Genomic DNA, 24,715 nt, shown 5'->3' with positions numbered 1-24,715 from the left:
GAATGTATCAGGGCTATGAAGGTGATTGGTGTTCAGCAAAGGTCTGGTCTGCTATTATCGCCAGCCTTTGTTGATACCAGTTCGCAATTTGCGCTGAAGCGGTCCAAGCCATGATTAAACAACGCACCCTGAAGAATATTATCCGTGCCACAGGTGTAGGTCTGCACTCCGGGGAGAAGGTATACCTGACTCTCAAACCTGCACCTGTCGACACCGGCATCGTGTTTGTTCGTGCCGACCTGGACCCTGTGGTGCAGATTCCTGCTCGCGCGGAAAACGTTGGCGAAACCACTATGTCGACCACATTGGTCAACGGTGACGTCAAAGTGGACACGGTGGAGCATTTGCTCTCGGCCATGGCTGGCCTGGGCATCGATAACGCCTACGTCGAGCTCTCCGCGTCCGAAGTCCCTATCATGGATGGCAGCGCTGGACCCTTCGTATTCTTGATTCAATCTGCCGGCCTGGAAGAACAGGACGCAGCCAAGAAGTTCATTCGCATTCTGCGGGAAGTGACAGTAGAAGACGGCGACAAGCGCGCCACCTTCGTCCCGTTTGAAGGCTTCAAAGTGAGCTTTGAGATCGATTTCGATCACCCGGTATTCCGTGACCGCACCCAAAGTGCAAGCGTGGATTTTTCCAGCACTTCGTTCGTAAAAGAAGTCAGCCGCGCCCGTACCTTTGGTTTCATGAGTGACATCGAGTACCTGCGCAAGCACAACCTCGCACTCGGCGGCAGCGTTGAAAACGCCATTGTGGTCGACGCGGATGGTGTACTGAACGAAGACGGCCTTCGCTATGAAGACGAATTCGTGAAGCACAAGATCCTCGATGCAATCGGTGACCTCTACCTGCTGGGCAATAGCCTGATAGGCGAGTTCAAAGGCTTCAAGTCGGGCCACGCCCTGAACAACCAGCTGCTGCGCAAGTTGATTGCCCAGAAAGATGCTTGGGAAGTCGTGACCTTCGAAGATGCCAGCACCGCACCGATCTCTTACATGCGTCCCGTCGCGGCGGTGTAAGTAACAACTCTCTTTCCTTTTGTTTTTAAAGGCTGCCTTCGGGTGGCCTTTTTTTATGCCAGAGATTTTGCGTCAACACTGCGATTACGCCCGCTGTGCTTGGCCTCGTACAGCGCCCGGTCGGCGCTGAGCAGCAATTCTTCCAGGGAGCCACGGTTGTTTTTATCCCAGATGGCGAACCCGATGCTCACCGTAATGGGGCTCGTGTCCCCGGCCACCGGTGGCAAGTGCTCGACGGCACTGCGGATATGCTCGGCAATCCGCCCGGCGCCGTGGCCGTCGGTATGCGGCAGGATCACCGCAAACTCCTCACCGCCATAACGGGCGGCCAGGTCGGCAGGGCGACGAATAGTGCTGTCGATGACCTGAGCCACGCTGCGCAAGGCTTCATCGCCAGCCTGATGGCCATGACGGTCGTTGAAGGCCTTGAAGTGATCGACGTCGATCATCAACAAGGCCAGTGGATCCCCCGAGCGTTGGGTACGGTCCCATTCCAGGCGAAAGCGCTGATCCAGGGTGCGACGGTTGGCCAGGCTGGTCAGGGCATCCGTGGCGGCAAGCTCCGACAACACCGCTTCGGCTCGATAGCGTCGGCGCAACTCCAGACGTAACAACCAGGTCAGCCACAACAGGCCAATGCACAGCACGCCGGTAGCGCCACTGATCAGCAGGGCTGCGCGTTTCCAGGCGGCGAACACGTCATCACTGGACAACGCCACCGCGACGATCAGCGGCAGCGTGCCGACGTTGGTGAATGTGTACAAGCGTGAGGTGCCGTCGATGCTGGAGATTCCACTGAAACTGCCGCTACCCTCGCGCAGCATTCTTTTGAAGTTCGGCCGTGCACTCAGGTCCTTGTCGATCATGTTCTGTTCGAGCAAGGGTTGCTGGGCCAGGAGAATACCGCTGTTGTTAAGCAGGTTGATGCTGCTGCCACTGCCGATCGTGAGGCTGTTGAACAACTGGTCGAAATACGCCAGACGCATGGTCGCGACCGCGACCCCTGCGAACTCGGCATCTGGCCCGTTGACCCTTCGGCTGAACGCAATGCGCCATACCTGATCGCAGTCACAGCGGACTTTGAAAGGACGGCTGATGAACAGTCCGGCGTCGGTGTTCTGTTGGTGTATTTGGAAAAAGTCTCGGTTGGCGAAGTTGCGGGGAGTGGGTGCCAGCGTCGATGAGTCGGCAGTGACCGCGCCTGTCTTGTCCAGCAGCAGGACTTCACCCTTGTAAGGGGCCGCCGTTGCCTGATCGAACTGCACCAGATGCCGAATGTCTGCCGGGACCTGGGACAAGTCCTGGCGAGTCGCCGCAGCGGTCAGACCTTGCAGGGCCAAGTCATACAGTTCGACGTTACGCAGCACATCGGCGTTGATTAGCTGGGTGATGTTGCTGGTCGAGCGTTTGGCGGCCAACAGAGCGCTGGCGTGTTCACGGATCAGCAACACGGCCACGATGCCAACGATGAGGATGACGGTGAGGCCACTGCCCAGAATCAGTAAAAGCTCTGGGCGTGCAGGGCGGATAAAGGCGGAGCGTGGACTCATCGGACTGACTTCAGCGTGGGGATGCTGGCAGTTTAGTTCGATGCAGTACGAATTAAGTGGTTACCCGTAAAAGAAAGATCCGGCTCAAAACACATCAATGGGGTAATCCACAATCACCCGGTACTCATCCATGTCCCGATCCACCGCCGAATAACCATTACCACCCCGGTTGGTTGCCCACTGCAGGCGCACGGCCAGGTTCTTGGCGTTGCCGCTCTGGACCACGTACTTCAAGTCGATATCCCGCTCCCAATGCTTGGCGTTCTTGCCATCGGCGCTGTACCAGGACGAGTAGCCACGGCTGTCGGGATCGACCTTGGTCAGGTCGGTCTTGCCACTGATATAGGACACGGCCGAGGTCAGGCCTGGCAGGCCGAGGCCGGCGAAGTCGTACGCGTACTTGAGCTTCCACGAGCGCTCGTTGGGGCCGTTGAAGTCCGAGTATTGCTGGGAGTTATCCAGGTAGATGCTGTCGCCCTGGGTGATGTAGTCGAACGGAGTGTTGCCGTTGACCCGCTGGTAGGCGGCGGTGACGCTGTGATTGCCGACGCCAACGGTGAAGTGCAGGCTGTAGGTGTTGTTGTCGATGTTGCCCAACAGGGCGTTGCCGGTGTCCTGGGTATGGTAGAAGTGCAGGCCCGGGTTGAGGCTGACCAGGTCGTTGACCGCGTAGGTGTAGTCCAGGTCGTAGTAGTACTGGTTCCAGATGTCCTTGAGTTCGGACGCGTACAGGCTGCTGGTCAGCCCCGGGGCGCCGCTCCAGGCCACGCCGGCCCAGTTCAAGTGCTGGCTGTCTTCACCGGTGGGTAAGGTGCCGTAGCTGGTGCCGATGCGGCGGTGACCGCTCTGGTTGTAGAGCTTGGTGAAGCTGGCCTGGCCGCCTTCGATCATCCAGCCATCAACGCTGTGGTTGGTCAGGCTGATGCCACGAAAGGTCTGCGGCAGCATGCGGGTCATGCCCCCCGCGATAACCGGGTTGTTGAGAAACAGGTCGCCGGCTTTCAGTTCGGTGTCGAAGGCACGCATTTTCAGGGTGCCGCCTGCGGTTGAAAAAGAGCCCGGCGCTTTGCCGTTGCCGGAGCCCACCGGCAGGATGCTGGAGCCGTCGGTACCGCCACCGCCATCAAGCTTGAGGCCGAGCATGGCGTGGGCGTCGAGACCGAAACCGACAGTGCCCTGGGTGTAGCCGGATTCAAAGATCCCGAGGAAGCCCTGGCCCCATTCCTTGCTGTCATCGGTGTGAGTATCGCGGCGGTCGCGGTTCATGTAGTAGTTGCGGGTGTTGATCTTGAAGCTTGAGCCTTCGACGAAACCATCGGCGGGCGCGGGGTTTGCCGCGTGGGCAAAAGGGATGATAGTTGCAGTAATTGCGAGGAATAGCGGGGTGAACGTCAGCGAAGTTTTCACCGGGAGGAGCTCCTTTGGATGGGTCGAAACTGGCCAGTGTCGTTAGGTTTGCCTGGCTTTTTTGGGGCAAAAAAAAGCCGCTGAAGTCAGCGGCTTTAAGGCAGATTCCCAGTGTAGAGCCCTGGAAATAAGTCGAGGGAAATAGGGGAGAGCGGGTCAGCTGTCTTCGCCGTCACGCTCATCACTGCGACAAATTAGCGCAGGTGAGCGGTGCGATACAGAGTGTAACAAGATAATGACTATTGCCCAAATCGCAACAGTATCTAGGATGGGATTCCAAATGTGGGAGCGGGCTTGCTCGCGAAGGCGGAGGATCAGTCACATGAAGGCTGAATGACCCACCGTATTCGCGAGCAAGCCCGCTCCCACATTGGAATCTGTGGTGTCTTGAAAATTTAGACCGGCAGGGTAATGCCGAACGTATTGCCACCGACCTCACTGCGCACAAACACATCGCCGCCATGCATCAATGCAATCGCCTTGACGATCGCCAACCCCAACCCGTGGTTGGCGCCGCTGTTGCTGCGGGACGCGTCCACCCGATAGAAGCGTTCAAACAAGCGAGGCAAGTGCTCGCTGGCGATCACCTCGCCAGGGTTGGTCACTCCAATCGCCACGTGATGCTCCAGCACGTCGATCTTCACCTTGATGGTCTGCCCTGGCGCGGTGTGTTGCACGGCATTGCTCAGCAGGTTGATCAGCGCCCGCCGCAAATGGGCTTTTTCGATTTGTACCTGAGCATCGCCGATCACCTGCACTTGTACCTGGGCGTCTTCAAGGATGAAGTCCAGGTAATCGAGTGTGGTGGCGACCTCATCGGCCAGTGAGCTTTCAATCAGCTTGGTGGCTTTGCTGCCCTGGTCGGCACTGGCCAGGAACAGCATGTCATTGATAATCGAGCGCAGGCGCTCCAGCTCTTCCAGGTTTGATTGCAGCACCTCGAAGTAATGCTCCGCCGAACGGCCACGGGTCAGGGCGACCTGGGTCTGGCCAATCAGGTTGGTCAAGGGGGAGCGCAGTTCATGGGCAACGTCGGCGTTGAACGATTCCAGCCGGGAGTAGGCCTGTTCCACCCGGTCCAGGGTGGAGTTGAAGGAGTTGACGAACTGCTTGAGTTCCGGCGGCAACGGCGACAGTTGCAGGCGTCCGGAGAGTTTCGGTGGGGCGAGTTTCTGTGCCTCATCCGACAGCTTGATCAGCGGTTTGAGACCAATGCGCGCCACCCAGAAACCCAGCAGGGATGCCAGCACCACACCCACCAGCGCGAGGCTGATCAGCGCCACCAGTAAATGATGCTGGGTCGCGCGGAAGTTTTCGGTATCGATGGCAATCATGAAGCGCAGCGGCGGACGTTGTTCCTTGGCCGGGAACTGGCTCACCAGCACTTTGAACGGATAAGCGTGCCCCGGCAGGTGCAGGTCGCGCTTGCCGACCGGCCCTTCGGCGAACGCACGAATCTGTGCGTCGGGGTTGCCGTATTCGTAGGTGGGATCACTGCTCACCACCCAGAAGCGGATGCGTTTGTCTTCTTCCCCCAGCAATTTGAGTTTGTTGGTGATCTTTGCCCAATGGTCCGGCGTACCAAAACGCGTCACCGAAGACTCCAGCACGCTGTAGCGCGCATCCAGCTCGGCGCCCGGCAACAAGCCCAGGCCACGGTCTACCTGTTGGTACAGCGCGCCGCCGATCAACAGAAAGATCAGCATGGCCACGAGGGTGAACATGCCACTCAGGCGCAGGGCGATGGAATTAGCCGACACTGCGGTTCTCCAGCACATAGCCCATGCCGCGGATGGTGTGCAGCAGTTTCTGTTCGAACGGCCCGTCGAGTTTGGCCCGCAGGCGCTTGATCGCCACTTCCACAACGTTGGCGTCGCTGTCGAAATTGATGTCCCAGACCATTTCCGCAATGGAGGTCTTGGACAGGATCTCGCCTTGGCGTCGAGCCAATACGCTGAGCAACGAGAACTCCTTGGCGGTCAGGTCCAGGCGCACGCCATTACGGCTGGCCTTGCGGCTGATCAAGTCGATCCACAGGTCGGCAACGGTCACTTGCACCGGCTCGTGGCCGCCGCTGCGCCGGGTCAGGGCTTGCAGGCGCGCCACCAGTTCGAGGAACGAAAAGGGTTTACCCAAGTAATCATCGGCACCTTCACGCAGGCCGCGAATGCGGTCTTCCACCCGCTCCCGGGCGGTGAGCATGATCACCGGCGTCTGTTTGCGGGCGCGCAATGCCCGCAGCACACCAAAGCCGTCAATCCCCGGCAGCATCACATCGAGCACGATCACTGCGTAGTCATTCTCCAGGGCCAGGTGTAAACCTTCGACGCCGTCGCGCGCCACGTCGACGGTGTAGCCTTGCTCCGTCAGGCCGCGGTGCAGGTAGTCAGCCGTTTTTTCTTCGTCTTCAATAATCAGAACGCGCATGACCCTGCCTCAGTGTGTGGTCGCCAGCTCAGGGGCCGGTTCGGGTCTGTGAAAAAGTTTCTCAAGGTACAAGTATATGACCGGCGTGGTGAACAGCGTCAGCGCCTGGCTTACCAGCAACCCACCGACCACCGCGATCCCCAGCGGCTGGCGCAGTTCCGCCCCGGGGCCGGCACCCAACATCAGCGGCACGGCACCCAGCAACGCGGCGAGGGTGGTCATGATAATTGGCCGGAACCGCGTAACGCAGGCTTCATAAATCGCGTCATGGGGCGCCAATCCACGAACGCGTTGGGCCTCCAGGGCGAAGTCGATCATCAGGATGCCGTTCTTCTTGACGATACCAATCAGCAGCACCAGGCCGATCAACGCCATGATCGAAAAGTCCTGGCCCAATAGCCACAACATGATCAACGCCCCCAGTCCCGCCGAGGGCAGGGTGGAGATGATGGTCAGCGGATGCACAAAGCTCTCATACAGCACCCCGAGAATGATGTAGACCGCCACCAGCGCCGCGAGGATCAGCCATGGCTGGCTGGCCAGCGAGCTTTGGAATGCCTGAGCCGCACCCTGAAAGTTACCGATGATGGAGGCCGGCATGCCGATCTCGTTCTTCGCCTGGTTGAGCATGATCACCGCATCACCCAAGGCCACGCCCGGTGCCAGGTTGAACGACAGGTTGGCCGCCGGGAACATGCCGTCATGGCTGATGGACAACGGCCCGACGGTGGGCGGATCGACCTTGGCCACCGCCGACAGCGGCACCATCTCGCCACTCAACGGGGAGCGCAGGTAGAAGTAATTGAGGCTTTCGGCCTTGCCGCGCTGCTGGGTGTCGAGTTCCAGCACCACTTGGTACTGGTTGATCTCGGTCTGGAACTCATTGACCTGGCGTTGACCGAAAGCATCGTAGAGCGCTTGATCGACATCGGTAGCAGTCAGGCCAAAGCGGGCGGCGGCCTGTCGGTCGATGCTGATATGGGTGATGCTGCCCCCCAGTTGCAGGTCGTTGGACAGGTCGCGGAACGCCGGGTTGGCCCGCAGCTTTTCCGTCAGGCGCTGGGTCCAGGTGTTCAGCGTCGGGCCGTCGTTGCTCTTGAGTACGTATTGGTACTGGCTGCGGCTGGGGCCGGAGCTGAGGTTGATATCCTGGCCTGCCCGCAGGTAAAGGACGATACCCGGTACTTTGGCCAGCTTGGAGCGGATGCGATCGATAAACTGGCTGGCGGACACATCGCGATCACCACGATCTTTCAAGGCAATCCAGAATCGGCCATTGGCGATGGTCTGGTTACTGCCGGTCACGCCAACGGAGTGGGAGAACGTCTCCACCGCCGGGTCGGCCTTGACGATTTCGGCCAGGGCCTGATGCTTGGCGATCATGTCCGGATAGGACACGTCAGCCGCCGCTTCGCTGGTACCAAGGACAAAACCTGTGTCTTGTACCGGGAAGAAACCCTTGGGAATAAACACGTAACCGGCGATGGCCAGCCCCAGGGTCACGATGAAGATACTCAGCATCAATCGTGGGTGAGCCAGGGCACGGTGCAGGTTCCTGGCGTAACCGGCCAGCAGGCGTTCGCTGAAACCGGGTTTGTCGTGGGGATGATGGGTCGGCGCACGCATGAATAGCGCGGCCAATGTGGGGGCCAGGGTCAGGGACACTACCACCGAGATCAGAATGGTCGAGGTGGCGGTCAGGGCGAACTCCTTGAACAGGCGTCCCACCACGCCGCCCATGAACAGCAGCGGAATAAACGCCGCCACCAGCGAGAAGCTGATGGACACCACGGTAAAGCCAATCTCGCCGGCGCCTTTGATGGCCGACTCGCGCATGCCCAGGCCCGCTTCCAGATGGCGGTGGATGTTCTCCACCACCACGATGGCATCGTCCACCACAAAGCCCACGGCGATCACGATGGCCACCAGGGTCAAGTTGTTCAGGCTGAAGCCCATCACGTACATCAAGGCAAAGCTGGCGATCAGCGACACCCCGAGCACGCTGGACACAATCATCGTCGCCGACCATTGCCGCAGGAACAGCGCCATCACCGCCACCACCAGCAGCACGGCGATCAACAGGGTGATTTCCACTTCATGCAGGGAGGCGCGAATGGTCTTGGTCCGGTCCGACAGTACGGTGACGTCCACCGAGGCTGGCAGCATGGCCTCCAGGCGCGGTAGCTCTGCCTGAATACGGTCCACGGTCTCGACGATATTGGCGCCGGGTTGGCGGGAAATCACCAGGTTGACCCCTGGCGTATCGCCGGACCACGCCTGGACGTAGGCGTTTTCCGAGCCATTGACCACTCGTGCCACGTCCCGCAACTGCACGGGCGCGCCGTCTTTGTAGGAGACGATCAGCTCGCCGTATTCCTCGGGGTGAAACAGTTGGTCGTTGGTGGACAGAGTGGACACGCTGTTCTGTCCGTAGAGCGCACCCTTGGCCAGGTTCAGGCTTGATTGCTGGATGGCCAGGCGAATGTCCGCCAGGGTCAGGCCGATGGCCGCGAGTTTGTCCGGCGAGGCTTGCACGCGAATAGCCGGGCGTTGCTGGCCGGTAATGTTGATCTGGCCGACGCCATCGATCTGGCTGATCTGCCGGGCCAGCAGGGTTTCCACGTAGTCGCTCAGCTCAGTGCCGGGCATGCTGCTGGAACTGACGCTGAGGATCAGCACCGGGCTGTCCGCCGGGTTGACCTTCTTCCAGGTCGGCAGGCTTGGCATGTCGCTGGGTAGCTTGCCGGAGGCGGTGTTGATCGCCGCCTGCACTTCTTGCGCGGCCGTGTCGATGCTCTTGTTAAGGGTGAATTGCAGGGTCAACAGGCTAGAGCCCAGCGCACTGCTGGAGGTCATCTGGGTCATGCCGGGAATGGCGCTGAATTGCACTTCCAGGGGCGTCGCGACCGATGAGGCCATGGTGTCGGGGCTGGCGCCAGGCAATTGCGCGGTGACCTGGATGGTCGGGAATTCCGCTTCCGGCAGCGGCGCGATGGGCAGGCGCGGAAAGGCGATCAGCCCCAGCAGTACCAGGGCGAAGGTCAGCAGCAGGGTGGCGACCGGGTGGTCGACGCACCAGGCAGATGGCGAGAGGCTGCCCTTCATGGCTGCACCTGCGCGTTGGCGGTCTGGATCACCTGCGGCGGTTCCTTGAGGACCTCCACCTGAGCCCCGGCCTTGAGCCGCGACTGGCCATCGCTGACCAGTACGTCACCGGCCTGCACGCCCTTGACGATGTTCATGTCGCTGTTCTGATAAACCACCTGCACTGGCACGATATCGACCTTGTCACCGTTGATCCGGTACACGAAGTGCGAGTCCAGGCCGCGCTGGACCACCGTCGGCGGCACCACGAGGGCGTTTTTGTCGAGGGCGGTCTGGATCTTGATGGTCACCAGTTGCCCCGGCCACAATTTCTGCGGGGCATTGCTGAATTCGGCCTTGGCGCGGATGGTACCGGTGGTGGCGCTGATCTGGTTGTCGATCAGGCTCAGGCGGCCTTCGCCGAGCAGGTCACCGGTCTGGCCATCCGTGTCGGCGCCCATGTAGGCGTTGACGTTGGCAGGGTGCTGGGCGGCGATCAAGCCTTGCAGGGTGGGCAGCATTTGCTGCGGCAGGGAGAATTCGACGGCAATCGGGTCGATCTGGGTAACCGAGAATAAGCCTTGGGCATCGCTCATGCGCAGGAAGTTGCCTTCATCCACCGTACGAATACCGACGCGCCCAGTAACGGGCGAGCGAATCTGCGTGTACGACAACTGCACCTGCGCTGAATCAATGGCGGCCTGGTTACCCTGGGCCGTCGCCTTGAGCTGGTTGACCAGGGCTTGTTGCTGGTCGTAGGTTTGCTTGGACACACCGTCGTCGACACTCAATTCCTTGTAGCGCTTGAGGTTAACCTGCGCCACTTGCAGTTGCGCCAGGCTTTCCCCCAGTTGCGCCCGAGCCTGGTCCAGGCTGGCGCGAATCGAACGGTCGTCGATGGTCGCCAGCAGGTCGCCGGCCTTGACCCGTTGGCCTTCCTTGACCAGCAACTGGGTGAGGATGCCGTCGATCTGCGGCCGGATGATCACGCTGTGCAACGACAACACCGAACCGATACCGCTGACGAAACGTGGGATGTCCTGCTCGGCGACGCTGACCACTCGCACCGGGATTGCCGTCGAGGCCACCAGTTTGGTCTTGGTCGGCCGGGTCAACGCCCAGGCGGCGATGGCCAGTAGTATCAGGACGCCGACGATCACGGCAGATTTTCGTGGAATGTGCATGGGGTGACGGCGCCCGGACAGAGAAACGGAAGAATGATGGCTCTTTATAGCCTGTGGACCGGGTCAGCAAAGTGACTGCTAACTGACGGCGCTGTCAGCAAACACCGACCATTCGTACGGGCAGTGGTTAAAGATCCGAGGCGCGCAGGTATACTGCGCACCAGTGTGGTCCGCAAGGCGGTCCCGCGTCATTTTTTGCACTCCCCGGAGCTCCCATGAATTCCCCGACACAACCCCCTGTTGAAGCTGTCGAGATTGACGGACAGGTCAACCCTGAAAACGTCGAAAGCGCAGCCAAAACCGAGATCCCGGCGTTCAAGTTTCCATTCAAACCGGGCGAGCTTGCCGGGGAAAAAAGTGCCAGCCAGCCCTGGTACAAAAACGGCGCCAAGAACGGTCATACCAAGAGCCCGGGCATGGCACCTCCCGGCACCCGCCGCTCGATGGGCAAGCGCTGACTGCTCTGGCCTGTACCGGTAAGAAATCCCCTGCATTGGTAAGTTGTGCCTACAACAACTACTGACCTTTCGCCTTGTCCGCCAGCGACCATTTCTTGAAAGATTGCACGCCATCTCGTCCCCGGTTCTGCCTGACAGAAACGGGGACCGATGAAGCTGTTTTTTCCGGAAAAGGACGTCCCTATGGCTGTGACACAGGTCTGCGCTGCGCTTATCTTCTTGACGGTCATCGGTAGCTTTTCTACCGCCGCGGCAGACAACCATCTGCGCAGTGAAATCCGCTTCGCCATCGCCGCCCAGTTTCCTCCCTACGAAAGCCGCAATGAGAAAGGCCAACTGGTGGGCTTGAACATCGAGCTGGGCAATGCCTTGTGTGCGCAGCTCAATGTGCGCTGCACCTGGGTCGATCAGGTGTTTCCCGGCAGCATCGCGGCCCTTGAACAGCGGCGTTTCGACTCGATCATGGGAATGGCCTCGACCCCGCAACGGCGGCAATTGATCGACTTTACCGAAGATCTTTACCCGCTCACCACTCACTTGGTGGCACGCAAGGATTCGGGCCTGGTGCCCACGGTACGATCGTTGAGAGGCAAGCGGATCGGTGTATTGGCTGGCAGCAATCGCGAGGCCTTTGCGCAAGCGCAGTGGGCACCCGCGGGAGTGATCATCAAGAGTTTCTGGCTCAATGACCAACTGATTCGCAGCCTGGTGGCGGGGGATATCGATGCCACACTGCAGGGTACGATTGAGATTCGTGAGGCATTGCTTGATACCCCCTACGGACAGAACTTTACGTTCTCCGGACCTGCTGTGACGGGGGAGCAATTGGGCAAAGGCGTGGCTATCGGTTTACGCAAGGCTGACACGGCCTTGCGCGATGAACTCAATCGCGCGCTTGAGGAGCTCAAGCAAAACGGTGAGTACACGCGAATTACCCTGGGTTACCTGCGGGAGGAGGAGCGTTCAGCAACGCTGGGCAGCAGCGAGGGTCCGCAGTTCTATCCCGGTGCTTCGGGATTGCCTTTTTCCGAGGTGGTCAGGGTCGGTAACACCCTTTACCTCTCGGATGTCCTGGGGCTTGATGCACGCCGCAACCCGGTGAAGGGCGGTGCGCCGGCGCAGATGAAGCAAGCGATGAACATCTTGCGTGAAACGCTTGAACGTCATCAGTCTTCTCTGGCAGATGTCGTCAAGTGCACACTGTTGCTGACGGATCTGGACGACCTGAGGCAGGTCAATGAAGTGTATCTGAGCTATTTTCCGTCGGATCGCCTGCCTGCCCGCAGTGTTCTTTCGGTACGCCGGCTGCCACGCAGAGCCATGGTCGCGATTGAGTGCATTGCGGTGATCCACGATCAGGAAGAGCCCCGCGATCATGCCGATAGCCGAAAGAATTAAGCCGCTCGCAATGAAATAAATGCGTAGTTGGCCGGTACCTCGGTCGCGATCCGTGCGCCGGCATCCAGCAGTTGCTCGGCGATATCCAGCCCGGACACATGAAACACCCATTCATTGGCGATCGACGGCTGTTCCGTGGCCTGTTCGATCGCCGCCGCAAAGGCGTTCATGTCCGGCAGGTAGGCAGTAAACCCATCACCCTTGAGGGCGGAGGTATGAATCCCCAGCAGCCCACATACCGCTTCCTTGGTCTGAATATCATCACGGTCGGCTTGCCGTGAACGGCGAATCAACTCGGCCAGTTCATTATCCACCAGATCACCACCGACAATCAGCGCCGGGCCCTGCTCCCAGGATTCCGTAGGGCAGTCTTTGGCGGCGGGGTTCAGCGGGATATGCGGGTTGATCTCCATGGGATAGATCCGACAGACCAGCGGCCGGCGCTCATAGATGCGGCATAACTTGTCTTCGTCAAGATTCCGGCAGGGACCGGCGTTATAGGCGGCAAAGGTGATTGCCACATACGCCTCGGTACTGCCGCTTGGCACGATGGCGGAACGCCGTTGGGCGTGCTCGCGTTGCAGGGCCGGCAGGCCGAGCCCGTTGCCGAGGAAACCCTCCACCAGAACGATGACGTTACCGCCGTCCGCCGCCCACTGCCGGGCCTCGTCGAGGGTCAGGGGGACATGATGGTCGGTGCAGCATTTGCCGCAGCCTACGCAGGAAAAATGGGTACTCATGGAGGATCTGTCACCAGGCCAGGTCAGAGGGTTCACACGCGCGGTGACGGGTTTACACCTCTTTCCACCGTGCAGGCTCTGTGCAAAGCAAGTTATGCGCCAGTGCTTTATTCCTCGGGAACAAGATCCCTGAGTACAAACACCATGCCGGCACTTTCATACAACTGGCGGGCGCGCGGGTTGGATTCGCGCACCTTGAGGTCGACAAACGCCTCGCCGCGCTGCTGGAACACCTGGAAGGTGTGCAGCAACAACGCCCGGCCCCAACCCTGACCTTGGGCGGCGGGGTGGATGGCCAGGTTCTTGATGAAGGCGCTGGTCCAGCATTGCGCGACGCCGAGAACCCCGTCGGCGTTACTGGCGACCAGGCACAGGGCGGGATCGAACTCAGCATCAGTGACGAACTGTTGGCGCCACTGATCAAGGGCACCGACATGGCCGCCGCCTTGGTCTTGGGCCAGGTGCAACACCGCGTGAATCGCCGGGGCGAGTTCATCACGGTAGTGACCCAGGCGAATATCCGCCGGCCATTGCGGGGAAGGTAGGGTGCCGGTGAGGTCGCGGCGCAGCAGTTGGTAGTACTCGCCCACAGGTCAGAGACCTTGTTGCGCCACGGCCTGGGCCGCCACCACCAGGCACTTGGTCAGTTCCGGTGAGGAAAACTTGGTCAGTACTGCGTTGGCACCGGCCAGGCGGGCTTTTTCGCTGTTCATCGCGCTGTCCAGAGAGGTGTGCAGCAGCACGTACAGGTCCTGAAAGTCCGGGGTTTCCCGCAGGGTGCGAGTGAAGGCGTAGCCGTCCATTTCAGACATTTCGATGTCCGAGACCACCACGTTGATCTGCTCGACGGTGCCTTGCAGTTCCAGCAGGCGGTCGATGGCTTCCTTGGCGCTGCGGGCGGTATGGCACTGCAGGCCGAGGTTGCGCAGGGTGTGTACGGATTGCTGCAGGGCGACCTGGCTGTCGTCCACCACCAGGATGCGCGCGTTACCGAGCACTTCGGCCTCTTCCATGGTCAAGTCGGTAGGCGCGGCTTCAATTTGTGCCGGGGCGATACCGTGGATGACTTTTTCGATGTCCAGCACCTGCACCAATACGCCGTCGACTTGGGTCACACCGGTGATAAACGAGCGATTGCCACCCGAACCAAAAGGTGGTGGGCGGATGTCGGTGGTCAGGCAGTGGACGATCTTGCTCACCGCTTGCACATGCAGGCCCTGCTTGGACCGGCTGACATCAGTAACAATCAGGCAGCCGCCATCCGGGTCTTGCAGGGGCATTTCCCCCAGTGCCCGGCTCAGGTCGATCACTGACAGCGCCGCGCCGCGCAAGGTGGCGATGCCTTTGACGTGGGGGTGGGACTCCGGCAGCTTGGTCAGCGGCGGGCAGGGGATGATTTCGCTGACCTTCAGCAGGTTGATCGCCATCAGCTTGCCGCTGCGCAAGGTAAAGAGCAGGAGCGAGAGCGAGTCTGCGCGGGCTTTGTTGACGGACATAAAAACCTTCTGTGGATCACGGATGACAATCTATAGCGGGTTATCGACTTGAGCGCCCCAGGCTTTAGCGTCAATCAGGGCCGAAGGCCAAGTTTCTGTAGCCGCTGCCGAGGTACGAGGCTGCGATGGGCTGTAGCCGCTGTCGAGGAACGAGGCTGCGATGGGTTGCGAAGCGACCCCCGAGGGCGGTCCTGCGGACACGCATCGCAGCCTCGTACCTCGGCAGCGGCTACAGGGACTTCGGCGGGTTATGCCTTGGGAGCCTAGCCCTTCCACACCTGCGGGTTGACCAAGTCCTGCGGCCGCTCGCCCAACAGCGCGCTGCGCAGGTTGTCCAGGGCGCGGTTGGCCATGGCTTCACGGGTTTCATGGGTGGCCGAGCCGATGTGCGGCAAGGTCACCGCATTGCTCAGCTGGAACAACGGCGATTCGGCCAGTGGCTCCTGTTCGTACACATCCAACCCGGCACCGCGAATTCGCTGGTTTTGCAGGGCTTCGATCAGGGCGGGTTCGTCTACCACCGGGCCTCGGGAGATGTTCACCAGGATGGCGCTGGGTTTCATCAAACCCAGCTCACGGTGGCTGATCAGGTGTTTGGTCTTCTCGCTCAACGGCACTACCAGGCAGACAAAATCAGCCTCGGCCAGCAATTGGTCCAGGCTGCGAAATTGTGCGCCCAGCTCGTGTTCCAGCTCGGTCTTGCGGCTGTTGCCGCTGTAGAGGATCGGCATATTGAAGCCCAGGCGACCACGCCGGGCGATGGCTGCACCGATATTGCCCATGCCGACGATACCGAGGGTCTTGCCATGCACGTCACAGCCAAACAACGGCGCGCCAACGCTGGCTTTCCACTGCCCGGCCTTGGTCCAGGCGTCCAGCTCGGCGACGCGGCGAGCGCTGCTCATCAGCAAGGCGAAGGCCAGGTCGGCGGTGCTTTCGGTCAGTACATCCGGGGTGTTGGTCAGCATGATCCCGCGTTCGTTGAAGTACGCCAGGTCGTAGTTGTCGTAGCCGACGGAGACGCTGGAGACCACTTCCAGCTTGCCCGCACCTTCCAGTTGCGCCCGGCCCAACTTGCGCCCGACCCCGATCAGACCGTGGGCATGGGGCAAGGCTTCATTGAACTGGGCGTTGATATCGCCGAGCTTGGGGTTAGGGGCAATGACCTCGAAATCCTGTTGCAGGCGTTCGATCATTTCCGGGGTGACGCGGCTGAAGGCAAGGACGGTCTTTTTCATCGCAGGGGAGCTCATCGACACGGCTGGGAATGCCAAGCAAGCTAACATTCCTGATGACGATTGTCAGTTACTCGGCCGTGCCACACCGAGGCTGCTGCTCAACTCATACGCTGCCAGTTCCGCCTGATGGGCCGCCAGAATCTCCGGCAATGAGCCACGCAAGTACTCCACCCAGGTCTTGATCTTCGCGTCCAGGTACTGGCGCGACGGGTAGATAGCGTACAGGTTCAGCTCCTGAGAGCGATAAGTCGGCATCAGTCGCACCAGCGAACCATTGCGCAGGCCTTCGATGGCCGCGTACACCGGCAACAGGCCGACGCCCATGCCGCTGATGATCGCGGTTTTCATCGCATCGGCCGAGTTCACCAGGAACGGTGAGGTGTTGATCGCCACGCTTTCCTGGCCTTCCGGGCCGTTGAACGACCATTTGTCCAACTGAATCACCGGGCTTACCAGGCGCAGGCAGGCGTGGTTGAGCAAATCACTGGGCCGTTGCGCGCAGCCGTTGGCTTTGACGTAGGCGGGGGAGGCACAGACGATGCTGTAGGTGATCCCCAGGCGTTGGGACACAAACCCCGAGTCCGGCAGTTCGCTGGCGAGCACGATGGACACGTCGTAGCCCTCGTCGAGCAAGTCCGGCACGCGGTTGGCCAGGGTCAGGTCGAAGGTCACGTCCGGGTGGGTGCGACGATAGCGGGCAATCGCATCGATCACAAAATGCTGACCGATACCGGTCATGGTGTGCACTTTCAGTTGCCCGGCAGGCCGCGCATGGGCATCGCTGGCCTCGGCTTCGGCTTCCTCGACATAGGCCAGGATCTGCTCGCAGCGCAATAAATAGCGCTTGCCGGCCTCGGTCAAGGCGATGCGGCGGGTGGTGCGGTTGAGCAAGCGGGTTTGCAGATGGGCTTCCAGGTTGGAGACCGCGCGCGAGACGTTGGCGGTGGTGGTATCCAGTTGCACGGCGGCGGCGGTGAAGCTGCCGGCTTCGGCGACGCAACTGAAGGCGCGCATGTTTTGCAAAGTGTCCATGGGGTGCTCTCAAGGGAGATGGCAAATTGTGACACGAAGTTGCAGGATCCAGTGATCCCTACTAACGGATTATCGCCTGAACGGTAACAAAGATTCACAGGAATCCCACCTTATCGCCGCTTGAACGGCCCCCTAGAATTGCGCCACCTTCCCTCTGTAGGAGCGAGCTTGCTCGCGAAGGACACCCGGCCGCCGCGTTTCTCCAGGCATCCCGCGTCATCGTTGACGGTTCTTCGCGAGCAAGCTCGCGCCTACAAAAAACCATCTCAGGAATTCGCAGCAGTGCCGCGTCGCATCAGCAGAGAGCTGAAGACTCTCAGTGTTTGGGCCTTATCGTTAGCCATCAGCGGCTGCATCGGAACCGCAGGAATCGCCCCTCAAGGCACGACGCTCGCCGCCAATACCCTGGCCACCGACGCCGCGATAAAGAGCGCCGCCCAGGACGCCCATTGGCCCACCGCAAAATGGTGGCAAGCCTACGGCGACCCGCAACTCAACCATTGGATCGACCTTGCTGTACAAGGCAGCCCGAGCATGTCGATGGCCGCTGCGCGGGTTCGCGAAGCACGGGCGATGGCCGGTATTGCCGAGTCTGCCGAATCGGTACAGATCAATGGCGATGCGACCCTCAAGCGCCACAACTGGCCCAGCGACCCGTTCTACGGCCCCGGCAAACTGGACAATTCCACCACCTGGGACAACAACGCCGCCCTGGGCTTCAGTTATGCCCTCGACCTGTGGGGCCGGGAAAGCAACGCCACTGAACGCGCCGTGGACCTGGCCCATATGAGTGCCGCCGAAGCGCGTCAGGCTGAGCTGGAATTGCAGAACAACGTGGTACGCGCCTATATCCAGTTGTCCTTGCACTACGCCCAGCGCGATATCGTCGCCGCGACCCTGGCCCAGCAACAGCAGATCCTTGACCTGGCGCAAAAGCGCCTGGCCGGTGGCATCGGTACCCACTTCGAAGTCAGCCAGGCCGAGACGCCGTTGCCGGAAACTCACCGTCAGCTGGATGCCCTCGATGAAGAGATTGCCTTGAGCCGCAACCAGCTTGCTGCTTTAGCGGGCAAAGGTCCGGGGGAGGGCGCGACATTGTTGCGCCCAACCCTGTCCCTCGGTGCGCCCTTGAAGCTGCCCTCAACCTTGCCCGCCGAACTGCTGGGCCAACGCCCGGACGTGGTCGCCAGCCGCTGGCGCGTAGCGGCCCAGGCCCGTGGCATCGACGTGGCGCATGCCGGCTTTTATCCCAACGTCGATCTGGTGGGCAGCCTCGGCTACGTCGCTACCGGCGGTGGAATGCTGGAGTTCCTGACCGGCAAGAAGCTCAACTACACCGCTGGCCCGGCCATCAGCTTGCCAATCTTCGATGGCGGCCGCTTGCGTTCGCAACTGGGAGAGGCCAGCGCTGGTTATGACATTGCCGTCGCCCAGTACAACCAGACGCTGGTCAACGCGCTCAAGGGCATCAGCGACCAATTGATCCGCCGCGCATCCATGGACAAGCAACAGGCCTTCGCCGCGGAGTCGGTGGCCTCGGCGCAGAAAACCTATGACATCGCCATGATTGCCTACCAGCGCGGCCTCACCGATTACCTCAATGTACTGAACGCCCAGAGTTTGCTGTTCCGCCAACAGCAGGTCGAGCAACAGGTCCAGGCGGCGCGCCTGAGTGCCCACGCCGAGCTGGTGACCGCATTGGGCGGCGGCCTGGGCGCCGGCAAAGATGTGCCAACTACCGACCAGACGCTACCGAGCAAGACCCCGGCGGCCCTGGCCGTCTTCGATCATTGAGTAGGACGTCATGACTCCCTTGCCTGCCCCCCTGCGCTGGTTGCACTCCCTTGAGTGGCGACGTGGTTTTTTCGACTGGGTCCGCAGTGATGGCGTGACCTGGGTCTACATCTTCAAGGTGCTGATCGCCGCGTTCCTGACCCTGTGGTTGGCGATGCGCCTGGAACTGCCGCAGCCGCGCACGGCGATGATCACGGTCTTTATCGTCATGCAGCCACAAAGCGGTCAGGTGTTTGCCAAGAGCTTCTATCGCTTCCTCGGCACCCTGGCCGGCTCGGCGGTAATGGTGTTACTGATCGCCCTGTTTGCGCAGAACACTGAACTGTTCCTCGGCGCCCTGGCGGTTTGGGTCGGCCTGTGCACGGCGGGTGCTGCGCGCTATCGCAACTTTCGCGCCTATGGGTTTGTGCTGGCCGGTTACACGGCAGCGATGGTCGGTTTGCCGGCCCTGGCCCATCCGGACGGTGCCTTTATGGCGGCGGTGTGGCGGGTGCTGGAAATCTCCCTGGGGATTTTATGCGCCACGCTGGTCAGCGCCGCAATCCTGCCGCAAACCGCCAGCGCCGCCATGCGCAATGCCTTGTATCAGCGCTTCGGCACCTTCGCGCTGTTTGTCACCGACGGCCTGCGGGGGCGCAGCCAGCGCGAAGGTTTTGAAAGCAGCAACGTGCGCTTTATCGCCGAAGCCGTGGGCCTGGAAGGGCTGCGCAGCGTCACCGTGTTCGAAGACCCGCACATGCGCCGGCGCAACGGTCGCCTGAGTCGGCTGAACAGCGAGTTCATGGGCATCACCACGCGCTTCAACGCGTTGCATCAGTTACTCGAGCGCTTGCGCGGTCACGAGGCTGACCATGTGGTGGACGCCATCAAACCGGGCCTGCAAGACCTGGCCGAGTTGCTCGATGGTTTCAGTAGCCGCGCCCTCACCAGCCCCGATGCCGCGCGCCTCGTGACGCAGCTGACGGCCTACAAGCAAGGCTTGCCTGCCAAGGTGCGCAGCCTGCGGGCGCAGTTCCAGGAAAGCGCTCCGAGCGATGCCGAGCAGTTGGATTTTCATACGGCCTATGAGTTGCTGTACCGCTTTGTCGATGACCTGCACAGTTATGCACAGACCCACGCGTCCCTGGCCGATCACAGCCATGAACGCGAACACTGGGACGAACCTTTTACCCCGAAAACCAACGGGCTGGCCTGCGCCGCCTCGGGTATTCGCGCTGCCTTCATCCTGGTGATTCTAGGCAGCTATTGGGTAGCCACCGCGTGGCCCAGCGGCGCCACCATGACCCTGATTGCAGCGGCCACGGTGGGCTTGTCCGCCGCCACGCCGAACCCGAAACGCATGGCCTTCCAGATGGCCTGTGGCACCTTGATCGGCGCGCTGGTGGGGTTCGTCGAGATGTTCTTCGTGTTTCCGTGGATCGACGGTTTCCCGTTGCTGTGCGTAATGCTCGCGCCGGTGATCGTACTGGGAGCTTTCCTCACTTCCCGGCCGCAATACGCCGGAGTCGGTCTGGGATTGCTGATCTTCTTCAGCACCGGCTCGGTGCCGGATAACCTGACGCTCTACAACCCTTACACCTTCATCAACGACTACATCGCGATGATCATCGGCATGCTGGTGTGTGCGGCGGCGGGCGCGATCATCTTGCCGCCCAATAGCCGCTGGCTGTGGCGTCGACTGGAGCAGGACCTGCGTGAGCAAGTGGTGTACGCCATCAGCGGCAAACTCAAAGGTCTGGCTTCACGGTTTGAAAGCCGCACCCGCGACTTGCTCCATCAGGCCTACGGCCTGGCCGCCGGCCAACCGCACGTGCAACGCGACTTGCTGCGCTGGATGTTCGTGGTGTTGGAAGTCGGCCACGCCATCATCGAGCTGCGCAAGGAACAGGCGATCTTGCCGGTGCATCCGGCGTACGCCGAATCCCAGCCGTGGCGCCAGGCCATCCGGGTGATGGGTCGTTCGTTGGTGCGGTTATTCCTGCAACCCAGTGCCAGCAATCTGGAGCGTGGGCTGATTGCGGTGGACCACGCCATCAGCCGCGTCCAGGCCACCGACGAACCTTTCGCCCCGCACTTCGACACCTCGGCCCTGCGCCGAGTGAAAAGCTACCTGCACTTTATTCGCACGTCCTTGCTGGACCCACAATCGCCCCTGGCTGCTCTCACGCTTGAAGGATCTGCCCATGCCTCGTGAAATCGCCTTCCACGGCCTCTACATGCCGACCATGACCCTGATGTTTTTCATCGCGGCGGGACTGGCCTGGGCCCTGGATCGCTGCCTGGCCGGTTTTGACCTGTACCGTTTTTTCTGGCACCCGGCGCTGTTGCGCCTGAGCCTGTTCACCTGTCTTTTCGGCGCCTTGTCGCTGACCGTCTACCGTTGAGAATGCCCCGATGAAAAAGTTTTTCAGCCTGCTCGCGACCCTGCTGGTATTGGCCCTGGCGATCTGGATTGGCCGCACGTTGTGGGTGCATTACATGGAGACGCCGTGGACCCGAGATGGCCGGGTGCGCGCCGATATCATCAACGTTGCCGCGGATGTCACCGGAGAGGTGGTCAACGTTCCGGTGCGCGACAACCAGTTGGTGAAAAAGGGCGACCTGTTGATGCAGATCGACCCGGAGCATTACCGGATCGCAGTAAAACAGGCGCAATCGCTGGTGGCGTCACGCAAGGCCACGTGGGAGATGCGCAAGGTCAACGCCCACCGCCGCGCGGATCTCGACGCCCTGGTAATTTCCAAGGAAAACCGTGATGACGCCAGCAACATCGCCGACTCGGCCCTGGCCGACTATCAACATGCCCTGGCCCAGTTGGAGGCTGCCGAACTGAACCTCAAGCGCACCCAAGTGGTGGCGGCGGTGGACGGCTACGTCACCAACCTCAACGTCCACCGCGGCGACTATGCGCGCATCGGCGAGGCGAAGATGGCGGTGGTGGATATGAACTCGTTCTGGGTTTATGGCTTCTTTGAGGAAACCAAGCTGCCCCATGTGAAAGTCGGTGATAAAGCCGACATGCAATTGATGAGCGGTGAAACCCTCAAGGGTCACGTGGAAAGCATTTCCCGTGGCATCTACGACCGCGACAACCCCGAAAGCCGCGAACTGATCGCCGATGTGAACCCGACCTTCAACTGGGTGCGCCTGGCCCAGCGGGTGCCGGTGCGGATTCACATTGATGAAGTGCCGGACGGCGTGCTGTTGGCGGCGGGGATCACCTGCACCGTGATCGTTAACCAAACACCGAACTAAATGTGGGAGCGGGCTTGGCTTGGCAAAAGGTCTCGTGCAGGTGCCGCCACAGCAGTGCGCCGCTGGCCTGCTTTTCAAACACCACTGTAGCGCGACGATCCGTCTGGGTGCCGCTGGCATCAATCTGGTGTTCGCGGTAGCTCACGGTGGCGCCACGCGCATGACGATCAATGCCGGTCAGCTCGCTCAAGGTGATTTTCAGCCCCGGGCGCATGCCACCGAGGCGGGTGAACAGGGCATTGACTCCAGCCGTATTCACCCGTGCGCCGGTAGCCGGCGCGATCATGCTGAACTCGGGCGAGAAACGCGCCAGTAGATTCTCCAACGTCCCCTCGGGTGCGACGCCGGCAAACCATTGTTCGATCTCGACGTGGGTCTGGATCACTTCTTCGAAAAAGTCGCTGTAGTCGATCATCAACTGTACTCGGGTTGAGGGTGGAGAAGCGCCCGCACCCTGGATGCATCCAGGCGCAGTACGGCAAACAGGGGGAACACGGTCAGCACCGCAGCCATCACAAAGGTCACGGTAAAGGAGTCCAGCGCGGCCAGCAATGCACTGAGCAACGCGGCGCCCAAGCAAAAACTCAATTGACGATTGATGTTCCACAAGGCGCTGGCATGACCCATGCGGTCGGCCGGAATGTCGAGAAACGCCAACGTCTGCGCCGTGCTGCTGCATAGGCTGCCACCCATGCCCATCAAGGCATAAGCGAGGATGGCGAGCAGCGATTGCGCCGGTTGGAGGGCGATCAGCAGCAGGATACCGATGCTCTGCAACGCCATGCCCACCAGCAACAACGGCTTGGGCCCACAGCGGTTGAACAGCTTTTTGCTCAAGGCAATCGCCATCGCCGAAGCGAACGCCCAAGGCAACATGAGTGCACCGGTATGGGCGGCGTCAAACCCCAGGCCTCTCAAGTACAGAACGGCGATCAGGCTGGTGCCGATAAACACACCGGGAATGAACAGGTACACCAGCATCGCGATCCGCAGCATCGGGCGGCTGATCTGCTCGAACACGCCACGCAGGTTCAGCGGTGGGCGAGCGGAGGAGGGCGTGTCTGCGTGCAACCACAGCAGCGTCAATAGCAGGGTGATCAGCGCCAACGGCGCGTTGGCGTAAAAGATCCAGCGCCAGGAAACGCTGTCGACCACCAGGCCACCCAATGCCGGCGACAGCGCCGGCACCAGCAGCGCCACCGACATGACCTTGGCCGTCAGTTGGCTACGTTCTGCGGGCGGAAAGTGTCGGTAAGCCAAGGCTTGCCCGACTGGAATCAACAAGCCGCCGCCCAGGCCTTGCAGCAGGCGCCAGCCGATCAGCGCTTCAATCGACCCGGCCTGGCCCACCAGCACCGAAGCGATACCAAACAGCAACAGGCTCGCGGCAATCAATCGCCGTTCACCCAACGCCGCCGCCAGCCACACACTCAACGGAATAATCAGCGTCAGGCCGAGCATGTAGGCATTGCTGATCCAGGCCAGTTGGATGACCGAGGCCTGTAACTCCCGGGCGATATCCGGGTAGGCGATGGTGGCGACAAACATGTTCACCAGGTCCAGGGCGAAGCCCAGTAAAAAGATCCAGGTGACTTTCGAACGGTAGGTCATCGGGCGTTCCTGCGTTAAGTCTCCGGCAGGGTAGACCTCCGGAAGCGCTTGGGAAACGTCGGTTTGACTGTTAGTTTGTCAAAATTATTTTGACAAAGGAGCACGCTGCCCATGGTCAGCCTGGACCGATTCGAGACCTTCAAGGCTGTGGTGCAAGCCGGTTCCCTGACGGCCGCCGCCGATACATTGGGGCAGACTCGAGCCGTGGTCAGCTTCAACCTCAAGCGTTTGGAAGCCGAACTGGGCGTCACCTTACTGACCCGCAGCACCCGGCAATTGGCCCTGACCGATGCCGGCGAGCGCTTCTATCTGCGCTGTACGCGGATGCTGGAAGAAGCGCGCTTGGCAGTGGAGGAAGCACGTTCTGAACACGCGCAGCTCAAGGGTACGTTGCGTGTCACCACCACCGTGGAATATGCCTTGGCCGTGGTTGCCCCGGCGCTGGAAGCTTTCCGGCGCCTGCACCCGGAGCTGAATATCCACTTATCCACATCCTCGACCCACGCGGACCTGATTTCCGAACGCTTTGACGTGGCTATCCGCCTCGGGCGCATCCTCGATTCCAATCATCGTGCCGTGCAGTTATCGAGTTTTCAGGTGTTTGCCGTGGCGGCGCCAGAATTTGCCAAGATCAGCACACTGGATGAGTTGGAGCAGTTGCCGAAGTTGGGTCATGCCCGGTTGACCGATTTGTCCGTCATTGACCCTTCAGGGACCGAACACCTTTATCGACCGGGTCCTGGCAAAACTTCCCTGGTAGCCGACAGCGCCGCCATTCTCCAGGCCTTCGCGGTGCGCGGGCACGGCGTGGCGATTCTGCCGCAGTGGTTGGTGCAGGAGGATCTGGAGGCGGGGCGCCTGGTGCGGCTATTGTCGGATCACCGCTTTGCGCCGCAGGGGGTGTATGCGTTGTATCCGGATACAAGGCATTTACCGCTGAAGGTGCGGGCGTTTATTGATTTTATGAAGGAGCAATGAATTGTGAGAACCTGTGGCGAGGGGTGTAGAACCGTAGACAT

General features: G+C 60.7%; 21 protein-coding genes. 8 read left to right on the top strand and 13 right to left on the bottom strand.

Annotated elements, in window-relative coordinates; translation table 11 throughout:
• Positions 1-110 precede the first annotated feature (110 nt).
• Complete coding sequence (gene lpxC, locus J7E41_RS02690) at positions 111-1,022, top strand: UDP-3-O-acyl-N-acetylglucosamine deacetylase (protein WP_214989935.1); 912 nt, start codon at positions 111-113, stop codon at positions 1,020-1,022.
• A 53-nt stretch (positions 1,023-1,075) separates the two neighbouring features.
• On the opposite strand, the gene J7E41_RS02685 is transcribed toward lpxC, so the two are convergent.
• The 6 genes from J7E41_RS02685 to J7E41_RS02660 all read right to left on the bottom strand — a co-directional run bounded on the left by J7E41_RS02685 (position 1,076) and on the right by J7E41_RS02660 (position 10,674).
• Entirely contained in the window at positions 1,076-2,572 is a 1,497-nt protein-coding gene (locus J7E41_RS02685; RefSeq protein WP_214989934.1) for a sensor domain-containing diguanylate cyclase, read from the bottom strand.
• A gap of 84 nt (positions 2,573-2,656) precedes the next feature.
• Complete coding sequence (locus tag J7E41_RS02680; RefSeq protein ID WP_214989933.1) at positions 2,657-3,979, bottom strand: OprD family porin; 1,323 nt, start codon at positions 3,977-3,979, stop codon at positions 2,657-2,659.
• Between the two features lie 395 nt (positions 3,980-4,374).
• Positions 4,375-5,739: a heavy metal sensor histidine kinase gene (locus tag J7E41_RS02675; RefSeq protein WP_214989931.1), complete on the bottom strand. Its 1,365-nt coding sequence runs from the start codon at positions 5,737-5,739 to the stop codon at positions 4,375-4,377.
• On the bottom strand, positions 5,729-6,406 hold the full coding sequence (locus tag J7E41_RS02670; protein ID WP_214989929.1) for a heavy metal response regulator transcription factor: 678 nt from the start codon (positions 6,404-6,406) through the stop codon (positions 5,729-5,731). Before J7E41_RS02670 ends, J7E41_RS02675 begins: the two co-directional genes overlap by 11 nt.
• A 9-nt stretch (positions 6,407-6,415) precedes the next feature.
• Complete coding sequence (locus J7E41_RS02665) at positions 6,416-9,511, bottom strand: multidrug efflux RND transporter permease subunit (protein WP_214989927.1); 3,096 nt, start codon at positions 9,509-9,511, stop codon at positions 6,416-6,418.
• The gene (locus J7E41_RS02660; RefSeq protein ID WP_214989925.1) at positions 9,508-10,674 is read right to left on the bottom strand and encodes an efflux RND transporter periplasmic adaptor subunit; all 1,167 of its coding nucleotides are present in this window, start codon (positions 10,672-10,674) and stop codon (positions 9,508-9,510) included. Before J7E41_RS02660 ends, J7E41_RS02665 begins: the two co-directional genes overlap by 4 nt.
• A 215-nt stretch (positions 10,675-10,889) precedes the next feature.
• On the opposite strand from J7E41_RS02660, the gene J7E41_RS02655 reads away from it, so the two are divergent.
• Both J7E41_RS02655 and J7E41_RS02650 read left to right on the top strand, forming a co-directional pair.
• A complete protein-coding gene (locus tag J7E41_RS02655) occupies positions 10,890-11,132 on the top strand; it encodes a hypothetical protein (RefSeq protein WP_214989923.1) in 243 nt (80 codons plus the stop codon).
• 183 nt (positions 11,133-11,315) lie between these two features.
• Positions 11,316-12,530: a transporter substrate-binding domain-containing protein gene (locus J7E41_RS02650; RefSeq protein ID WP_251029312.1), complete on the top strand. Its 1,215-nt coding sequence runs from the start codon at positions 11,316-11,318 to the stop codon at positions 12,528-12,530.
• Here the strand turns inward: J7E41_RS02650 and J7E41_RS02645 are convergent.
• The 5 genes from J7E41_RS02645 to J7E41_RS02625 form a co-directional block, all read right to left on the bottom strand.
• Positions 12,527-13,270, bottom strand: coding sequence for a YkgJ family cysteine cluster protein (locus tag J7E41_RS02645; protein WP_214989919.1), 744 nt, complete (start codon positions 13,268-13,270; stop codon positions 12,527-12,529). The two genes, J7E41_RS02650 and J7E41_RS02645, sit on opposite strands and share 4 nt — an antisense overlap.
• Before the next feature lie 107 nt (positions 13,271-13,377).
• Positions 13,378-13,860 carry a GNAT family N-acetyltransferase gene (locus J7E41_RS02640; RefSeq protein ID WP_214989917.1) on the bottom strand — a complete coding sequence of 161 codons (483 nt, stop codon included), beginning with the start codon at positions 13,858-13,860 and terminating at the stop codon, positions 13,378-13,380.
• 3 nt (positions 13,861-13,863) lie between these two features.
• Positions 13,864-14,766: a chemotaxis protein CheV gene (locus J7E41_RS02635; protein ID WP_214989916.1), complete on the bottom strand. Its 903-nt coding sequence runs from the start codon at positions 14,764-14,766 to the stop codon at positions 13,864-13,866.
• A gap of 263 nt (positions 14,767-15,029) precedes the next feature.
• Positions 15,030-16,004, bottom strand: a complete 975-nt coding sequence (locus J7E41_RS02630) for a 2-hydroxyacid dehydrogenase (RefSeq protein WP_214989914.1) — start codon at positions 16,002-16,004, stop codon at positions 15,030-15,032.
• A 63-nt stretch (positions 16,005-16,067) separates the two neighbouring features.
• On the bottom strand, positions 16,068-17,036 hold the full coding sequence (locus J7E41_RS02625) for a LysR family transcriptional regulator (protein ID WP_214989912.1): 969 nt from the start codon (positions 17,034-17,036) through the stop codon (positions 16,068-16,070).
• 282 nt (positions 17,037-17,318) lie between these two features.
• On the opposite strand from J7E41_RS02625, the gene J7E41_RS02620 reads away from it, so the two are divergent.
• Genes J7E41_RS02620 through J7E41_RS02605 form a run of 4 tightly spaced genes read left to right on the top strand, consistent with a single transcriptional unit; the run spans position 17,319 to position 22,085 of the window.
• On the top strand, positions 17,319-18,830 hold the full coding sequence (locus J7E41_RS02620) for an efflux transporter outer membrane subunit (RefSeq protein ID WP_214989910.1): 1,512 nt from the start codon (positions 17,319-17,321) through the stop codon (positions 18,828-18,830).
• A gap of 10 nt (positions 18,831-18,840) precedes the next feature.
• Positions 18,841-21,024, top strand: coding sequence for an FUSC family protein (locus J7E41_RS02615; RefSeq protein WP_214989909.1), 2,184 nt, complete (start codon positions 18,841-18,843; stop codon positions 21,022-21,024).
• The gene (locus J7E41_RS02610; protein WP_214989907.1) at positions 21,014-21,214 is read left to right on the top strand and encodes a DUF1656 domain-containing protein; all 201 of its coding nucleotides are present in this window, start codon (positions 21,014-21,016) and stop codon (positions 21,212-21,214) included. The genes J7E41_RS02615 and J7E41_RS02610 overlap by 11 nt, the downstream gene beginning before the upstream one ends.
• A gap of 10 nt (positions 21,215-21,224) precedes the next feature.
• Positions 21,225-22,085 (top strand): efflux RND transporter periplasmic adaptor subunit, encoded by an 861-nt coding sequence (locus tag J7E41_RS02605; protein WP_214989905.1) that lies wholly within the window; start codon positions 21,225-21,227, stop codon positions 22,083-22,085.
• On the opposite strand, the gene J7E41_RS02600 is transcribed toward J7E41_RS02605, so the two are convergent.
• A complete protein-coding gene (locus J7E41_RS02600; protein WP_214989903.1) occupies positions 22,066-22,500 on the bottom strand; it encodes a DUF4440 domain-containing protein in 435 nt (144 codons plus the stop codon). The two genes, J7E41_RS02605 and J7E41_RS02600, sit on opposite strands and share 20 nt — an antisense overlap.
• Positions 22,500-23,696 carry an MFS transporter gene (locus J7E41_RS02595; protein ID WP_214989901.1) on the bottom strand — a complete coding sequence of 399 codons (1,197 nt, stop codon included), beginning with the start codon at positions 23,694-23,696 and terminating at the stop codon, positions 22,500-22,502. Before J7E41_RS02595 ends, J7E41_RS02600 begins: the two co-directional genes overlap by 1 nt.
• Before the next feature lie 111 nt (positions 23,697-23,807).
• Between J7E41_RS02595 and J7E41_RS02590 the strand changes: the two genes are divergently transcribed.
• On the top strand, positions 23,808-24,674 hold the full coding sequence (locus tag J7E41_RS02590; protein WP_214989899.1) for a LysR family transcriptional regulator: 867 nt from the start codon (positions 23,808-23,810) through the stop codon (positions 24,672-24,674).
• Positions 24,675-24,715 lie beyond the last annotated feature (41 nt).

This window comes from Pseudomonas fluorescens, from assembly GCF_018614655.1.
Taxonomy (GTDB): Bacteria; Pseudomonadota; Gammaproteobacteria; order Pseudomonadales; family Pseudomonadaceae; genus Aquipseudomonas; species Aquipseudomonas fluorescens_BX.
Note: the sequence above shows the minus strand (reverse complement) of the source record. Positions and strands in the feature narration are given on the sequence as shown.

Bases quoted from the DNA above. Each gene is read 5' to 3' on its own strand.
- lpxC (WP_214989935.1), top strand. From the start codon at position 111: ATGATTAAACAACGCACCCTGAAGAATATTATCCGTGCCACAGGTGTA.
- J7E41_RS02610 (WP_214989907.1), top strand. From the start codon at position 21,014: ATGCCTCGTGAAATCGCCTTCCACGGCCTCTACATGCCGACCATGACC.
- J7E41_RS02590 (WP_214989899.1), top strand. From the start codon at position 23,808: ATGGTCAGCCTGGACCGATTCGAGACCTTCAAGGCTGTGGTGCAAGCC.
- J7E41_RS02665 (WP_214989927.1), bottom strand. From the start codon at position 9,511: ATGAAGGGCAGCCTCTCGCCATCTGCCTGGTGCGTCGACCACCCGGTC.
- J7E41_RS02655 (WP_214989923.1), top strand. From the start codon at position 10,890: ATGAATTCCCCGACACAACCCCCTGTTGAAGCTGTCGAGATTGACGGA.
- J7E41_RS02685 (WP_214989934.1), bottom strand. From the start codon at position 2,572: ATGAGTCCACGCTCCGCCTTTATCCGCCCTGCACGCCCAGAGCTTTTA.
- J7E41_RS02595 (WP_214989901.1), bottom strand. From the start codon at position 23,696: ATGACCTACCGTTCGAAAGTCACCTGGATCTTTTTACTGGGCTTCGCC.
- J7E41_RS02670 (WP_214989929.1), bottom strand. From the start codon at position 6,406: ATGCGCGTTCTGATTATTGAAGACGAAGAAAAAACGGCTGACTACCTG.
- J7E41_RS02630 (WP_214989914.1), bottom strand. From the start codon at position 16,004: ATGAAAAAGACCGTCCTTGCCTTCAGCCGCGTCACCCCGGAAATGATC.
- J7E41_RS02645 (WP_214989919.1), bottom strand. From the start codon at position 13,270: ATGAGTACCCATTTTTCCTGCGTAGGCTGCGGCAAATGCTGCACCGAC.
- J7E41_RS02605 (WP_214989905.1), top strand. From the start codon at position 21,225: ATGAAAAAGTTTTTCAGCCTGCTCGCGACCCTGCTGGTATTGGCCCTG.
- J7E41_RS02625 (WP_214989912.1), bottom strand. From the start codon at position 17,036: ATGGACACTTTGCAAAACATGCGCGCCTTCAGTTGCGTCGCCGAAGCC.
- J7E41_RS02650 (WP_251029312.1), top strand. From the start codon at position 11,316: ATGGCTGTGACACAGGTCTGCGCTGCGCTTATCTTCTTGACGGTCATC.
- J7E41_RS02660 (WP_214989925.1), bottom strand. From the start codon at position 10,674: ATGCACATTCCACGAAAATCTGCCGTGATCGTCGGCGTCCTGATACTA.
- J7E41_RS02615 (WP_214989909.1), top strand. From the start codon at position 18,841: ATGACTCCCTTGCCTGCCCCCCTGCGCTGGTTGCACTCCCTTGAGTGG.
- J7E41_RS02635 (WP_214989916.1), bottom strand. From the start codon at position 14,766: ATGTCCGTCAACAAAGCCCGCGCAGACTCGCTCTCGCTCCTGCTCTTT.
- J7E41_RS02600 (WP_214989903.1), bottom strand. From the start codon at position 22,500: ATGATCGACTACAGCGACTTTTTCGAAGAAGTGATCCAGACCCACGTC.